This window comes from Magnetococcales bacterium, assembly GCA_015228815.1.
Lineage (GTDB): Bacteria > Pseudomonadota > Magnetococcia > Magnetococcales > UBA8363 > UBA8363.
In genome coordinates, this window is the sequence record JADGCV010000022.1 from 13,765 (window position 1) to 29,525 (window position 15,761).

12 protein-coding genes are annotated in these 15,761 nt (G+C 57.0%); 9 read left to right on the forward strand and 3 right to left on the reverse strand.

What is annotated here, in order from left to right:
• Positions 1-2: 2 nt before the first annotated feature.
• The gene (locus HQL76_10455) at positions 3-1,235 is read right to left on the reverse strand and encodes an aldo/keto reductase (protein ID MBF0109585.1); all 1,233 of its coding nucleotides are present in this window, start codon (positions 1,233-1,235) and stop codon (positions 3-5) included.
• 203 nt (positions 1,236-1,438) lie between these two features.
• On the opposite strand from HQL76_10455, the gene HQL76_10460 reads away from it, so the two are divergent.
• The 4 genes from HQL76_10460 to HQL76_10475 all read left to right on the forward strand — a co-directional run bounded on the left by HQL76_10460 (position 1,439) and on the right by HQL76_10475 (position 8,047).
• The gene (locus HQL76_10460) at positions 1,439-2,074 is read left to right on the forward strand and encodes a protein-L-isoaspartate(D-aspartate) O-methyltransferase (protein MBF0109586.1); all 636 of its coding nucleotides are present in this window, start codon (positions 1,439-1,441) and stop codon (positions 2,072-2,074) included.
• 65 nt (positions 2,075-2,139) lie between these two features.
• Positions 2,140-5,880, forward strand: coding sequence for a transcription-repair coupling factor (gene mfd / locus HQL76_10465; protein MBF0109587.1), 3,741 nt, complete (start codon positions 2,140-2,142; stop codon positions 5,878-5,880).
• Between the two features lie 32 nt (positions 5,881-5,912).
• Entirely contained in the window at positions 5,913-7,118 is a 1,206-nt protein-coding gene (locus tag HQL76_10470; GenBank protein MBF0109588.1) for a DNA cytosine methyltransferase, read from the forward strand.
• A complete protein-coding gene (locus HQL76_10475) occupies positions 7,118-8,047 on the forward strand; it encodes a hypothetical protein (protein MBF0109589.1) in 930 nt (309 codons plus the stop codon). The genes HQL76_10470 and HQL76_10475 overlap by 1 nt, the downstream gene beginning before the upstream one ends.
• A gap of 16 nt (positions 8,048-8,063) precedes the next feature.
• On the opposite strand, the gene HQL76_10480 is transcribed toward HQL76_10475, so the two are convergent.
• The gene (locus HQL76_10480) at positions 8,064-8,834 is read right to left on the reverse strand and encodes a hypothetical protein (protein ID MBF0109590.1); all 771 of its coding nucleotides are present in this window, start codon (positions 8,832-8,834) and stop codon (positions 8,064-8,066) included.
• Positions 8,835-9,372: 538 nt separating this feature from the next.
• On the opposite strand from HQL76_10480, the gene waaF reads away from it, so the two are divergent.
• The 5 genes from waaF to HQL76_10505 all read left to right on the forward strand — a co-directional run bounded on the left by waaF (position 9,373) and on the right by HQL76_10505 (position 15,305).
• On the forward strand, positions 9,373-10,422 hold the full coding sequence (waaF, locus tag HQL76_10485) for a lipopolysaccharide heptosyltransferase II (GenBank protein ID MBF0109591.1): 1,050 nt from the start codon (positions 9,373-9,375) through the stop codon (positions 10,420-10,422).
• 136 nt (positions 10,423-10,558) lie between these two features.
• Positions 10,559-11,569 carry a lipopolysaccharide heptosyltransferase I gene (gene waaC / locus HQL76_10490; protein ID MBF0109592.1) on the forward strand — a complete coding sequence of 337 codons (1,011 nt, stop codon included), beginning with the start codon at positions 10,559-10,561 and terminating at the stop codon, positions 11,567-11,569.
• 5 nt (positions 11,570-11,574) lie between these two features.
• Positions 11,575-12,330 carry a glycosyltransferase family 2 protein gene (locus HQL76_10495; GenBank protein MBF0109593.1) on the forward strand — a complete coding sequence of 252 codons (756 nt, stop codon included), beginning with the start codon at positions 11,575-11,577 and terminating at the stop codon, positions 12,328-12,330.
• A 187-nt stretch (positions 12,331-12,517) separates the two neighbouring features.
• Positions 12,518-13,858, forward strand: coding sequence for a cytochrome c (locus tag HQL76_10500; protein MBF0109594.1), 1,341 nt, complete (start codon positions 12,518-12,520; stop codon positions 13,856-13,858).
• A gap of 127 nt (positions 13,859-13,985) precedes the next feature.
• Positions 13,986-15,305, forward strand: coding sequence for an AAA family ATPase (locus HQL76_10505; protein ID MBF0109595.1), 1,320 nt, complete (start codon positions 13,986-13,988; stop codon positions 15,303-15,305).
• Positions 15,306-15,407: 102 nt separating this feature from the next.
• Here HQL76_10505 and HQL76_10510 read toward each other — a convergent pair whose 3' ends face one another.
• Complete coding sequence (locus tag HQL76_10510; protein MBF0109596.1) at positions 15,408-15,746, reverse strand: DUF4351 domain-containing protein; 339 nt, start codon at positions 15,744-15,746, stop codon at positions 15,408-15,410.
• Positions 15,747-15,761 lie beyond the last annotated feature (15 nt).

Here is a 15,761-nt window from a genome sequence, read left to right on the forward strand (position 1 = left end):
GCTTATGCCATGAACGACAGGGTCAACGTTTTGTGTGCCGCGACAAGCCGGGAGGCGATCGGCAAACCGTGGGGACAGGCGTTGGCGCATGCCCGGTTGGTACATTCCAGGCAGGGACGCGCCGATCCATCGAGGGCGGCATAGGATTCCATGGCCCGTTTTTCATCGCCATAATTTTGAAAATACATCTGATAGCGCAGGATCGTGGCAATATCGACCTTTTGCTCGCAAACCCCGGCGCACTCGCCACATCCGGTACGGCAATACTGGTCGCCGTGCAGGGCGGCATAGTGTTCAAGAATGGTTCGATCCCCGGCAGTCATGGTCTGCCCCGAGGCGGGAAGAAAAAGATCCAGATCCTGGACCGACTTGAAGGTCACGACCAGACCACTGACCTCCTCATGGTTCAGGACCCATTTGAGGGCCGCCTGTTCGAACTGTCCCGCTTCGAGTTTGGCCCCACTCTCCCTGGCCCCCGCCAGGGTCTTCATGGCGATCACCCCGACCCCTTTTTGCCGCGCCAGGCGCATGATTTCGGGAATACGAGGGAATTTCATAAAGTTGAAAGCCATCATGACAAGATCGAAATGACCCGAGTTCACTGCCTCCAGCATCAAGGATTCCATGCCATGGGGCCCGTGGGACGACACCGCCAGGTGTCGGATCTTCCCTTCCTTTTTCAGGCGGTCCACGGCGGTAAGCATGTTTTCATCAAGCATGCGCCGCCGTTCCTGTTCCAGATCATTCCTTTCCCCGATGGCGTGGACAAACACCACGTCCAGATACCCGGTGCCCATCCGTTTGAGGCTGTTGTCCACCGCGGCGATGTATTCCGCGACCGTGGTTCCGAGACCCAGATGACTTTTCCCTTCCTGGTAGGGAATGGGATGACAAAATTTGGAGGCGATCTTTATTTTTTCCCGGTCCTTGATACGTTTCATGGCTTCGCCAAAATGATCCTCGCTGGGACCATAGTCGGGAGCGGTGTCGAAATAGTTGATTCCGCGGTCGATTGCCCGCAGTATCAGGGAGCCGGAAGGGACACTCCCCGCGCCGAAGGAAATGTCGCTCATGCGGATTCCGGTTTTTCCCAGGTCGCGAAAACGACGAATCTCGGCCCGGGGCGTGGCGCCGGGGGGGGTGTTCGCGGGCGAGGTCTCGGCAAGCGCCGGAGCCCCCCAGGCCATGGCGGTCGCGGCCAGTGCGGAAGATTGGAGAAATTCTCGACGTTTCATGATTCAACTCCCCGTAAAGCGGTGACCACAATGACGATGATCATGATTTTATACGATTCCCATCACGCCGCAAGCGCTTCTTTTTCTGTCGGATCCCGGATTCCTGTCTCCGGAAGACAAGGAGGACCCTTGTGACTCGGGAAAATGCATCAACCAGGGAAACGTCCATCGATGATCCGGACGTACATCACTTGCGCGAAGAGATGATCGAACGTCACCTTCGTCCGCGTGGTATTGGCCATCCCCTGGTATTGGCGGCGATGGCCACCATCCCCCGGGAACGCTTCGTTGCCGCCATTCACCGCGAAGAGGCCTATGGCGACGGTCCATTGCCCATCGAAGCGGGCCAGACGATCTCCCAACCCTACATGGTGGCCATCATGGCCCAATTGCTCAACCCCGACGGTCAGGGAACCATTCTTGAAATAGGCGCGGGGTCGGGATACGGCGCGGCCATCCTTTCCCGACTGGCAGCTCGGGTCATCACCCTGGAACGGATACCCGCTCTTCTGAATGCAGCGCGACAACGATGGCATGCCCTTGGACTCGACAATATCGAGGGAATTCACGCCGACGGCACCCTGGGATACCCGGAACAGGCCCCCTACGATGGCATCGTCGTCACCGCCGGGGCTCCTTCGATTCCGCCTCCTCTGCTCGAACAACTCAAACCCGTTCATGGAACACTCGTCATCCCCCACGGCAGCCGTTCCCTGCAAACGCTTGCAACCGTCACCCGCGACGAACAGGGGCGACCAACCGTCACATCCCATTTTGGCTGCACCTTTGTCCCATTGATCGGACGGCACGGCTGGGAAAGAATTGTCGCGTTGCGATAAAGTCCCGAAAATGGGTTGTGTGCAAACGTTCGCCTCATAAAAAAGAAGGTTCCCGTGGAAATTCCTTGACCCAGGCGCTGAAACGGCTCAACCATCCCAGGTATTTTTTTCGACGGATCACCCTTCAGCGCAGCCGGCCACGGTTGCATTCGCCCCCTATGGAATCGACGCTGCTGACCTCCTTTCTGATGGAACGGGTGCATGGGCGCTTCGCCAGTACGGGAAGACCTTATGGCATTCTCAATCACCTGCCCGGGGCCACCATGAGCCTGATGGCCCTCGAATGGGCCGGGCAACTGCCCCATCCCCTGGTGATCGTCACCGGAAAAACAACCCGTGCCGAGGCCATCTATCGTGAACTGTTGCTTTTTCAGGGAAGCCGGCACCTGCCTGTCGCCATTCTCCCCTTTCCCGCCTGGGAAATACTGCCCTTCGAACCACTCTCCCCTTATGGTCCCATCGTCGGTGAACGGATCTCCACCCTTTATCGCCTGACCCAAATGTCAGGCACCGGAGTCGTTCGCCCCGAAAACGCGGCGGGATTCCGCCAGGCCATCGTCATCACCACCCCCATGGCGCTGATGCAACGGCTCATGCCACGCCAACTGCTGGCACAACACGGATTTTCGCTTCGGGAATCGGACCAGCTCGACATTTCCGCCTTCAAGCGGTTCCTGATGACCTCCGGCTACCGTCCCGCCACCCAGATCGAAGAGCCGGGAGAATTCGCGGCACGAGGAGGAATCATCGACCTTTTTCCTCCGGGTTTCGAGGAACCGGTCCGACTGGAACTGTTCGGCGATCAGGTGGAAACGATCCGCCATTTCGACATACAATCACAACGTTCCACCCGGCGGACCGCCCAGGTGGAAACCCTCCCCATGAGCGAGGTCCTCCTGACCGAAGAGACCATCCGTTGTTTCCGGACGCAGTATCGGGAAACCTTCGGCGGCAAGTCGGCCCAGGATGAAATCTACAAGGCGGTCTCACTGGGGGGAAAATTTCAAGGGATGGAACGTTTCCTCCCCCTGTTCTACGAATCGACCGATCTGTTGATCGACTATCTTCCCCCGGAAACCCGGATCCTTCTGGACGAAGATGTCGAACCCGCCGCGGTCGCCTTCGCCGAGAAGGTGCATCACCAACGTGAACAACTCTCCCGCGAGGATAACGCCGAAAACGCCCGTCTGCTACCGATCGACCGGTTTTATGACACCCCGAGCGGATTGATCGCCTCCTTCGACCTGTTCCATGTCGTGACGGTGGCAGAAGGGGACACGGGGACATCGTTCGGTTTTGCGGCGATTCCCGAATTCGACGCCGCGGGACACGAAGAGCCGTCACCGGGCAATCCGGCCCTGGAACAGGTCATTTTCCGGATCATGGACGGTCGAAAACACCAGCACCGCATCATCATTTCCGCCCGTTCGATGGGACAACGCGACCGGATCGGTACACTTCTTTCGGACCACCACCTGAAATCGGAAAATGCCCGTTCGTGGAACGAAGCCCTGAATCGTCCCCCCGAACGGATTCAACTGGTCCTGGGCGACCTGGCCCGCGGTTTCACCCAGGCCCAACTGCGCCTGAGTGTCTTCAACGAAGGAGACATCCTGGGGACACGCGCCCGGCGCAAACAAACCGATCCGCAATTTCTCGACCGGATTCTGGCGTCGTTTCGCAACCTCAAGGAAGGAAGTTTCGTTGTTCACGCCGATCATGGCATCGGCTGTTTTGGCGGTCTCAACACCCTGACGGTCGGAGGGATCCAGAATGATTTTCTCCTCCTGACCTATGCCGACGCGGACAAACTCTACGTGCCGGTGGAAAACCTCGATCGGGTCAGCAAATATGCCGGGTCCGAGGCAGTGGTTCTCGACCGGCTCGGGGGGACGAAGTGGAAAAAGACCAAACAGAAGGTCAAGAAGAAAATCCTGGAAATGGCGGCGGAACTGGTCGGGGTTCAAGCACAGAGGGAGTTGGCCCGAGGGATCCGGTTTTCCAGCCCACATGCCGCGGATCATGAATTCGCCACATCCTTCCCCTACGACGAAACACCCGACCAGAGCCAGGCGATCGAGGCGGTTCTTTCGGACATGGCCTCGGAACGCCCGATGGATCGGCTTATCTGCGGCGACGTCGGGTTCGGCAAGACGGAAGTGGCGCTGCGCGCGGCCTTTCGCGCCGTCATGGATGGAAAACAGGTGGCCATTCTCACGCCGACCACGATCCTGGCGCAGCAACACTATGAAACCTTCTCCCGTCGCTTCGCCCCGTATCCGTTCAACGTGTCCATGATGTCACGGTTCAAAACCGCCCGGGAACTCACGGAACTGGCCGGAAAAATCGTTGAAGGAAAGGTGGACATCGTCATCGGCACCCATCGCCTTCTCCAGGAGGACGTCCGGTTCAAGGACCTTGGCCTGCTGGTCGTGGACGAGGAACAACGGTTCGGTGTCGGCCACAAGGAACGAATCAAGAAAATGCGGGCCAATATCGATATTCTGACCCTGTCCGCCACCCCCATCCCACGGACGTTGCATATGGCCATGTCGGGAATCCGCGACATCTCCATCATCGCCACCCCGCCCAGCAACCGACTCGCCATCCGCACCTTCGTCACCGAATATTCTCCCGCCCGGATTCGCGAAGCGATTCTCCGGGAAATCTATCGGGGGGGGCAGGTGTTCTATGTCTACAACAAGGTCCAGGAAATCGAACGGATGGCCAGCCGGTTGATGGAACTGGTTCCCGAGGCGAAGGTGGGAATCGCCCACGGGCAAATGGCCGAAGGGCGACTCGAACGCATCATGGTTTCGTTCTATCGCCAGGAGTTCAACCTGTTGCTGTGTACCACCATCATCGAAAACGGTGTCGATATTCCCAGCGCCAATACCATCATCATCCACCGGGCCGACCATTTTGGCCTGGCCCAGCTGCATCAACTGCGGGGACGGGTCGGACGATCACGCCATCGGGCCTATGCCTACCTGCTGACCCCGCCCCTTCAGGCCCAATCCGCCGATGCCCGCAAACGACTCGAAGCCATCGAAACACTTGGGGAACTCGGATCGGGATTCATGCTCGCCAGCCAGGATATGGAAATCCGCGGGGTCGGCAACGTCCTGGGAGAAGAACAGTCGGGTCACATCAAGGAGGTCGGTTTCGAACTCTACAACCAGATGCTCAAGGAGGCTGTCGATGCGGTCGGCGTCCGTGGAGAAGCCGCCAACCGGTCCCTCCCGACCGAGGAGGAAGAGATCGTCCCCCTGATCAATCTCAACCTTTCGACCAACATTCCCGACACCTATGTCTCGGACATGAATCTGCGCCTGACCATGTACAAACGGGTCGCCGAGTTGAAATCTCCCGAGGAAACGGCGGAAATGAAGATTGAATTCATCGATCGCTTCGGACCGCTTCCCGCCTCGGTGGAACATTTGCTCCAGTTGGTGGCCATCAAAAGAAGGTGTATCCACCTCAAGGTCGTCAAACTGGAAGCCGGTCCCAAGGGGGCGGCGGTCACCTTTCATTCCCAACCCAACATCCATCCATCCGCCCTGATCGACCTGATTCGCAATGGTGGCGGCACGGTCGCGTTCAATCAGGAAAAGAACCTCCTGTCCTTCAAGGAACGCCCCTGGGATGACCCGCGCTCGCGACTGCTGGACCTGGAATTGATTCTGGACGCACTGGCCGGAAAAAAAGTGGTCGTTCCGGTGGTCGAAAAAAAACAACCCCCGCCGGCGCCACCACCGGTACACAGAAAAAAGCTCGTCCGAACCTTGAACAGAGGACGCCGATGATGCCCAAAACACGCCGCAGGGGCAAAGATGCAATGACAGGACTCACAATGATCGATCTGTTCGCTGGAGCTGGCGGCCTTTCCGAAGGATTGCGGGAAGCCGGGTTCGCTGGCCTTTATGCCAACGAGATCCAGGTCCGCCATTCCGAAACCTATGCGCTCAACCACCCAGGCTCCATGATCGATCAGCAAGATATCCGGGAAGTCGATGCAAGTTTCGTCAGGAACCGCCTTGGAATCAGGAAAGGCGAATTGGACCTGATCGCTGGCGGACCCCCATGCCAAGGCTTTTCCATCAACGCCCCATTGCGCTCCACGGATGACGAAAGGAACCACTTGTTCAAGGAATTCCTCCGCTTCGTGGACGAATTCGATCCCAAGGCGGTACTCATCGAGAATGTGCCAGGCTTGGTATCCTTTGAAGGAGGAATGACGCTTCAGGCAATCCTGACTGCCCTGGAGAAGCATGGCTATCATTCCGATGTCCGGATCCTGTACGCGCCACACTACGGTGTTCCTCAAACCCGCTGGCGGACAATCATCATCGGCGTGCGCGATGCCGATGCTCCAACGGCGGCTTTCCCGGAACCCGTGCGCCAAGCGCCGATTCGGGTGAATTTCACTTCCCGTTTTGATGGCCGCAACATCGTTTCCCTGCCAGGAAAAATTGAACTGCCTCCGTTCATTTCAGTGAAGGACGCCATCAGCGACCTGCCTGTCCTGAGAAACGGTGAAGGAGGCGATGCGGTCAAAAAGTACCGCACCAGGCCAGTCAATGATTTTCAACGCGCCATGCGCGCTGGATCAAATGGCGTTGCAAACCATGAAGCCGCACGTCTGAGCAAGATCAACCTGGAACGGTTGGCTCATATCCCCCCTGGGGGCAATTGGACGGATATCCCGGAGCACTTGTTGCCTCGGGGAATGCAGCGCGCCCGGCGGTCCGACCACACAAAACGCTATGGCCGGGTAGATCCCGACGGCCTGGCTTCCACGATTCTGACCAAATGCGATCCACACTGGGGGGCCTATTTCCATTACAATCAAGACCGGGCATTCACTGTCCGGGAAGCCGCCCGGCTCCAGACGTTCCCCGATACATTCCGCTTTGCCGGCTCGCGGGTGGAGCAGTACGAACAAGTTGGGAATGCAGTGCCTCCATTGTTGGCAGCCGCCATCGGGCGTTCCCTTGCCGGCGCACTGGGCCATGAGGCCAAAGCGTTGACAAGGGCTCTGTAATGGCTGGGACGATTTGGGAGTTCTTCGGATACCGGTCCGGCGACATGTCGGCAACGGCATGTGGAGCCGCCGAACGGCAACATTGCCCAATCGTGGACGATACGTGCGAAAAGACATTCAACGATGGCACGGTCTCCGGTGTCTGCACCCTCAAGCCGATGACCAGCGATCCGGTAATTTGCTGCCCAATCCGGCTCTATGCCGGAGAATACAGAATCCTTCACGATGTGGTCCAGAAAGCGTTTGGGGCCAAACTCAGCCTCATTCCAGGGAGAGAGGCGGTTGCTTCCGCGCAGACGAACGGAAAGCCATGCATCGCCGTATTCGGAAAACGATGGGGAGGAGAACTCCGCCTTCCTCAGAAATCCGGGAAGGGCGGATACTTCGTGGACTGGGTGCTCGCAAAGCTGGATGCCAATGGGGATCTGGAAGAGTTTGTTGCTGTCGAAGTCCAGACAATTGATACGACTGGCAATTACCGGAACGGGTTCGCAGCGCTCACAAAGGGCCGGCAGGTCGTCAAAACGACTGCCGGGTTGAACTGGGAAAACGTATCCAAACGCATCCTTCCCCAACTCATTTACAAAGGGCAAGTGCTGCAACGCGAAGAGTTGTGCAAAAAGGGGTTGTTTTTCCTCTGCCCTGAACCAATCTATGAGCGCATCATGAGCCGGCTTGGCGGCCAAGATGGGCTCGTCCGGTATGCCCTCCAGCCTGCATCGATTACATTCGTGGCCTACAATCATGCTTCTGGCCAGGAGAACGCCGATGGCAGCCTGGTCCCGCTGACGGAAACGCTGACCCAATCGACCACGGTCTACAAAGTGCAGGAAGCATTCAATAACGTTACCCTTCCCGAAGAGAACGTTTACAAGAATGCCATCCTCAAAGCCCTTGGAAAAGAACAGGTGATCAGATTCCCGCCCTGAAGAGAACACCCAAGGATCAATCGTTTTCCTTTGCTTTCTTTGGTTTGCGTACTTCCCGAATGTGCCAAGCCATCGCCTCCCGTTCGTCGAAGGGTTTGTTGTGGCGTTTGATGTAATCGAGATAGGTCCCCTCCTCGGGATTGTCTTCGAGGGAATCAAAGTTAAACTCCAGCGACCGGGCCCGTCCCAGTTTTATTTTGAGTTCGGGCAACCAGTTGGTGCGGTAGAGATCCGTGAAATCATCGGCAATTTTCGGATCGTTCAGGGTATAACGCTTGAGTTTGAGAACATTGAGGATTTCGTCCCGTGTTTCATCGACCTTCACGACGTATTGCAAGGCGCCGTAATAAAGAAATCCCACGGCGAAGACAAAGACGAACAATTCGATGATGACCAGACGGTCGATGGTCGTCACCGAACGGCGTTGTCTCATGTCCGCTTCCTTCCAATCCTTGTGTCTCCTTTCCCGGAACCCTTTTTCATACAGGACCCGTTCGGGATGGTCCTTGGGAAGTTTTTTGATCCGTTCGGGAAGGCCCGCCTTTTTTTCTTCCATGACCGTATGGAGTTCCTCCAACGGTATTTTTTCAACGGGCTTTTTCTTGCCCTTGGCCGCGTCCTCCTCACGCTGTTGCCGAATTCTTTCCGCCTCTTCCTGAAGGCGCAAGGCTTCCTCGTTGCGCCGGGTTTCTTCGAGTGCGCGAATCTGATCGAATGAAAGTTCATCCAGAGCCACCTTTTCCTTGGTGGCTGCCGAAGCTCCGTTCTTTGCGTCTGATCTGGCCATGGTTCATCTCTCTCAACACAAGAAATTCACGGTGACGCACGATTGAATTCAAACCAACCGTCAGCGGCGATGGATTGCCCGCCCTGTCCCCTTGTGTATTCCGGGGTTGCGGTCCGTGGTTTTGGAATTCTCATGAACAACAAAATATATTGATACCGTAAAAGTTGAGTTCAATACCCTGCCATTAGCCTCATCCTTGAGATGCTTGAAGATAAATTTGAAAGATCCACATTTTCTCCCTTGACAGCCATTCTACTTACTTTTCATTGCCAATTCAAGCACAAAGAAAGGAGCGGAGAACATTTTTTACCCGATCTTTATATTTTCCTTATTTTATCATCGATTGCGACATTTTTTTAATTGATAATAAACGTTTATATTTTATTTCTTATTTTTTCTCGATCAACCTGAGTCAACTCAAGACATTTTCGCGCGTCGGTTCCCGGTCGAACGCCCATCCCGGTCTTTACCATCGACGGGTTGACATCGGCATGGAAACGCTCCAAGGTGGAAATTGAAGGTGGTTCGGCCTATTCCAATGTACGATAAGTGGATTATTGAAACCTTGAATCAGGTATACGCAATTCTCGTGGTCGGACCTTCCTGGGTCGGCGACATGGTGATGGCCCATCCCCTGTTCAAGATTCTCAAGGACCGGTTCCCGAATGCCGCCATCGACTGCCTGGCCCCGTCCTGGAGTCAACCGTTGATCGAACGGATGCCCGAAATCCGTCAAGGAATCGACCTTCCGTTGCGACATGGCCAGTTGGGCCTGGGTATCCGCCATTCGCTGGGACGTGCGCTCCGCGGATGTTACCAGCGTGCCATTGTTCTGCCCAACTCGTTCAAATCGGCGTTGATCCCTTTTTTTGCCCGCATCCCCCGGCGCACCGGGTTCATCGGTGAAGCGCGCTGGGGTTTGCTCAACGATGCCCGCCGACTCAAGCGCCGGGCGCTTCCCCGAACGACCGAACGCTTCGCGGCCCTGGGCCTTGAACGGGGGGAAGCCCTCCCCGACCCCCTCCCTTTGCCCCATCTGGAACACCTGCCCCATCGGGTTTGTGCCACTTTTCGCGGCCTGGGACTTCCCCTCGATGGCCGTCCCAATATCGCCTTCTGCCCCGGAGCCGAATATGGTCCCGCGAAACGCTGGCCTGTGCATCATTTCAAGACCTTGGCCAGCCACTGTAGTCATGAAGGATGGCGGGTGCTGGTTCTCGGATCCGGAAAGGAACAATCCCTGGGCGCGGAGATTGCCGCCGCGGCGGGAACAAACGGGTGCAATCTGGCCGGGGCGACCTCATTGGGGGAGGCTGTCGATCTGCTGTCCTTCGTTCAGGCGGTCGTGACCAATGATTCGGGACTCATGCACATCGCCGCCGCTCTGAACCGTCCGCTCGTCGCCATTTTCGGCTCTTCCGACCCGCATCACACCCCGCCCCTTTCCCCCCAGGCGCACATTCTGACCGGCAACCATCCCTGCGCCCCCTGTTTCAAGCGCCACTGCCCCCTTGAAGAACCGGCGCCATGCCTTGAGGAAATCACCCCACAAATGGTCATTGATTCATTGAAGACAATTTTGTCATAGTGCGAAAGGCTGCAACCATTGAACTATTGCGGGTCCAGGGGGATCATCCCCCTGGTGGGGTCCAGGGGCAAAGCCCCTGGCAGGGTCCGGGGCAAAGCCCCGGTAATTTCATTTCCGTCGGTCAGAACTGTCTTGCGTGAACATTCTCCTTGTCAAAACCTCCTCTCTGGGAGATGTTGTACATACCCTGCCGGCGGTGACCGATGCGGCCCGGAGTATTCCCGGATGCCGTTTCCATTGGGTGGTCGAAGAATCTTTGGCGGAAATTCCCACCTGGCATCCCGCCGTTGAGGCGGTAATCGTTTTCCCCTGGCGCCGCTGGCGGCGACGTCCCTTGCAGGCATGGATCGATGGAGAGCCACGGAGGTTTCTCAATCGACTGCGCCAGGATGCCTACGACATCGTCATCGATGCCCAGGGATTGTTGAAAAGCGCCCTCCCTGCCCGAATGGGGCGTGGGCCGGTCTGGGGTTTCGACAAGGACAGCGCCCGCGAGCCCCTGGCCAGCCGATGTTATCACCATCGAATCGCGGTTCCCAAGGAGATGCACGCCATCGAGCGGATTCGCCATTTGTTCTCGCAAGCCTTGAACCATTCCCTCCCCATCCACCCTCCCGACTATGGTCTCGATTCCTCCCTGGCCTCTGCCACGAACCGGGGGGATCATGTTGTTTTCATCCACGGTACCACCTGGAAAAGCAAACTTTGGCCCGAGGTCCATTGGCGGGATCTGGCCAGAAGGCTTGATGGACGCTGCCCGATTCTCCTTCCCTGGGGCAACGAAACGGAGAAACGGCGGGCCGAGACCATCGCCGCTGCTGCCCCCGGTTCGGCCAGAATCCTCGAAAAAACAACCTTGACGCAATTGGCCCGGGTCATCGCCACCGCCCGGGGAATCGTCACCGTCGATACTGGCCCCGCGCATTTGGCCGCAGCCCTGTCCACCCCGGCATTTTGTCTGTATGGTCCCACCGACCCGGCCCGTGTCGGAACCGTTTGCCCGCATCACCATCACCACCGTGGCGATTGTTTCCTGGCCCCATGCCGGCAGCGGATTTGTCCACGGGTTCCCGATGGCGCCCCGTCTCCCTGCATGCTGACGATCACTCCCATGGAGGTCGAGGAATGGCTGCGTCCGCGTCCCTGAACCGAATGCCCCTGTCGGTGGTCCTCATCACCAAGGATGCCGCCAAGGTACTTGAACCTTGTCTGGAGAGCGTCCTTTTCGCCGATGAACTTCTCGTCGTCGATTGCGGCAGTCAGGACAGGACCCTGGAAATCGCCCGGCGATTCAATGCCAGAACCCTGTATCAATCCTGGCTCGGCTACGGTCCGCAGAAACGTTTCGCCGTATCCCAGGCAACCCACGATTGGGTGTTGTGCCTGGATGCCGACGAACGGGTCACACCCCGGTTGCGGGAAAGCATCCAGGAGGTATTGCGGCACCCATCCCGCACAGCCTATCGATTTCCCCGCCGCAACCGGTTTCTTGGACGATGGCTCGCCCATGGCGAGGGGTATCCCGATTTAAACCTGCGCCTGTTCCATCGTGCGCACGCCACCTGGTCCGTCGATCCCATCCACGAAAAGGTGGAAACCGATGAACCGGTCGGTCTTCTCGAAGGGGACCTCAACCATGAATCGGAACAAACACTGGCCGATTATCTCGCCAAGCAAAACCTGTACACCACCCTTCAGGCGGAACGGATGTATGCCGCGCACCATCCCATTCCACGAATGCGCATCGTTCTAAGCCCACTGCTCCGTTTCATTCGTTTTTATTTCCTGCGCCTGGGTTTTCTCGATGGCCTGCCGGGGCTGATCCATATTTCACTGGGGGCCTTCAACAGTTTTGTCAAATATGCCAAACTCCATGCCAAACATCTGGAATCCCGACCTTCCGGTTGACCATGACCTTCCCGATCCCCCCCATGGCCGATGCCTCCCGCGCGCACATCGACAAACGGGTGGTTTACTTTTTCACCGGGAACAAATAACATCGGCATGACAATTGGTTGCACGATACCTGGCATTCACTTGCGCGCCGGCGCCCATCGAGTTTGCAACGCTGCCGCCACCATCCTCAAGGACACGCTTGAACACCAAAATCAAACCCAGGGCCTTTGACCGACGAAAACCGGGCTTTGACCGGCGAAACGCCGCGGACGACGCACCCTGTCTTTCCGAAGACCGGCGCAAGTCGGGCGGGGACCGACGGCAGATGGTGCTCGAACGCCGCCAACAATTGCTGGCCGATGGTTTGGGCTCGGATTCCAAGTCCGCCGTCGAAGCCCGTTGTTTCGGCTCCTACCAGAAACACCTGCTGACGACCGGAATGGCCGATCCGGAAGCCTCCCTGAAAGTCATTCAAAATTTCTCGGTCTATCTGCACAATATCTCGAAATATCTTCTGGATGTCACCGAGAAGGACCTGGAAAATTTTCTCCGCCTGATCAATAACCGCCATCAATCGGAAGCGATCACCCGAAAAAATGCCTCGGTCCTGATTGACTTCTACCTGTTGTTGATCCAGGAGGGAGTCCTGGTCAGCAACCCCCTGATTCACCTCTACAAGCTCCTTGCCGACGACCATTTCATCGACCAGGCCAAAGGACTCGAACTCGACCGGTTCGCCACGGCCCTGTCGGAAGGAAACCGGTCGGAAGAGCCCATGTTTTTCAGGGTCGAACCTTCGATTCCACCCAGAGGATCCGATCCTCCCGACGTTGCGATCCCTCCGGCATGGGACCGGGTTCCCCCACCACGACGACCGCGGTCCGGTTCACGATTCAGTTTTTCCTGGCGATGGTTTTTTGCCGGTCTGGTCCTCTTCATGGGACTGGGAGGCATCCTCCTGGGGATCCCCCTGGTAAAAAAAGAAATGTCCCAATGGTCCGCAACCGGAGACCACCCCCAGGAGATGGAACGTGTGCGCCAGGGCGACCCGGAACCCGCCGCCGAGGTCACAACAACCATGACCTCCGCCGGAAACGACCGACCGACCGATGGCAAAACAAAGGTCCATTCGGTCCAGCGTGGCGCCAAAATCGATCGCATCTCCTACTTCTATCAGCATGGCCTGGAAAATTATTATTGCAAGGTCTACCTCAATACCCTGTGTAATCAACAATCATTGAACATCAACCCGTTGAAGACCGATCTGCGGGCCCTGGAGGAGGGCGGTTTCCTGTATGCCAAACACTGCGCCCGCTGTCATGGCGCCAAGGGAAGAGGAATGGGGGTCGATGCGTCGCAACTGGAGATTCCCCCTTCCCGCCTCGATTTCGTCGCCGACCGGGTATTGGAAAAGGATGCCTACCTGTTCTGGTCCATTGCCGAAGGGGGCGTCCCCTTCAAATCGGGAATGCCCCCCTACAAGGAAATTTTGTCGGAAAAGGAAATCTGGTCCATCATCGTCCATCTGGGCATGCTCTGAGGTTCATGCCCGCAAGGCCGATCACTTCGTTGGCCCCGAGTTTGCGTAAACAAATCCACTGCTCCCGGCTTTTTGTCCCCAACGACAAAAAATCAACATCGGCGATCCAAAAGGGTGGAATACGGCCATGAATCAGGACACTCGGTACACCTCGGAAACTCCCTTCGCCATGGATTCGGGTCTCGCTGCCTTCCATCCTGGCGGTCAGCGCCGGGCGATCCTCGACGCCCTGGAATGGCTTGTGATGGAGGGGGGCGGATTGATCACCGTGACCGGGGAAAAAGGTTCGGGGAGGACAACCCTGGCCCGGCTGCTCGGCCAGGAACTGAAGGAACGGGTTCATTTCATCCATGTCACCGACCCCAATCTTTCCCCCGAGGGTTTGTATCGCGCCATACGTGCCTCGTTGCATCCCGGAACCCGGGAGGAATCGGGCAATCATTCCCAAAGACGCCTGGTGCAGGAATCATTGGCTCTGTTGGCATCGCAAAACAGAAAAGGGGTATTGATCATCGAAGAAGGGCAATCCATCGCGCCGGAAACCTTCGATGCCATTCATTTCCTCGACACTCTGGAAACCGATGGAAAGAAAGTCGTGCGGATCATCCTCATGGGACAGGAGACGCTGGAACGGATTCTGGAACGCCCCTCGCTGCAACCGATCCGTGACCGTGTCGTCCGCCATATTCGGATCCCTCCTCTGTCGCTGGAGGAAACGAGAGAACACTTGAAACACTGCGTCGATCACGCCCATGGTGGATCGCCTTTTCCTGCCTTCTCGGAGGAGGCAATGGTCAGGATTCACCAGGCGGCGGAAGGAAATCCGGGTCGTGTCAATCTTCTGGCACACCAGGCCATCCATCTGGCCCTGTTGGAGGCATCCACCGTCATTGAGGAAAAACATGTTCGCGACGAACCGTTGTCACGAAAGGTTTCATTTTCGACCTCATGGCGTCCCAAATTCCACTCCTGGGGCAGAAAAACGAGCCATCCCACAGTGGCCATGGCCAGGACGATCCGCATTCCCGTTCCCAGGCCGATGACAGCCGCCCTGGGTTCACTGGGAATGCTCTGTTTGGCAGGCATCCTTCCGTTTCTGATGAACCAACCCGCCACGGTAAACGCCAGGAACATCGATCCCGCCGTCGATGTTTCCACCAGAGGGGAAATTCTGCCTCCAGAATCCACCCTCGAAGCCGTCCCCCATTCCGGAATCACCGCGAACGAAGCACCCGTCATCGCCAAGGGGCCATCCATCCCGAGCAAAAAGGAGCGCCAGACCAACAGGACGGCCAAGGTTTCTCCCGTTCCGGCCACCACCCTTCAACCCGATGGACCCATTTCCGTGCCGATTCTGTCCCTCGCCTCCCGGACCAGGAAAATCCCCCCCATGGAAGTGGAAATGCGGAAAACCGCTTCGGGCCGGACCGGAAACGAAATTCCTTGACCGCCCTCCCTGGGGCATATTCCCAGCGCCATCGGTCATGCGTTGGGTATCGACTGGTTACCTGAAAAGATGTACACCGTTCACCGTTCTCGGAAAATGGTGTCACACCTTGTCCGAAAAAACGTCATCCAGGGACTGGGCGTCTACAAATCGAAGGCTCCATTCTTCCAGGGAAGATGGTTCGGCTTTGACGATTTTTTCGCTGGCCCAATCAGGCACAGTGCCAAAGCGGCGTTGTAGTTGGCGGGTTAGAATCTTGGCCTCACCATCGCGTTCGCCGTCTCGATGAGAGATTTCCAGTCGATGCCCAAACTTCGGCAAGGAGAAAAGCTCTTCATCAGGTGTTGTGTCTATAAGAAAATCAAGCCATTCTTTTCCGAGTTGAGTGACGTACTCCGGAGTAATCTCTTCCATCTCGGGGCTATTCAATACACTTTTCATTTCCGCGCTTATTGG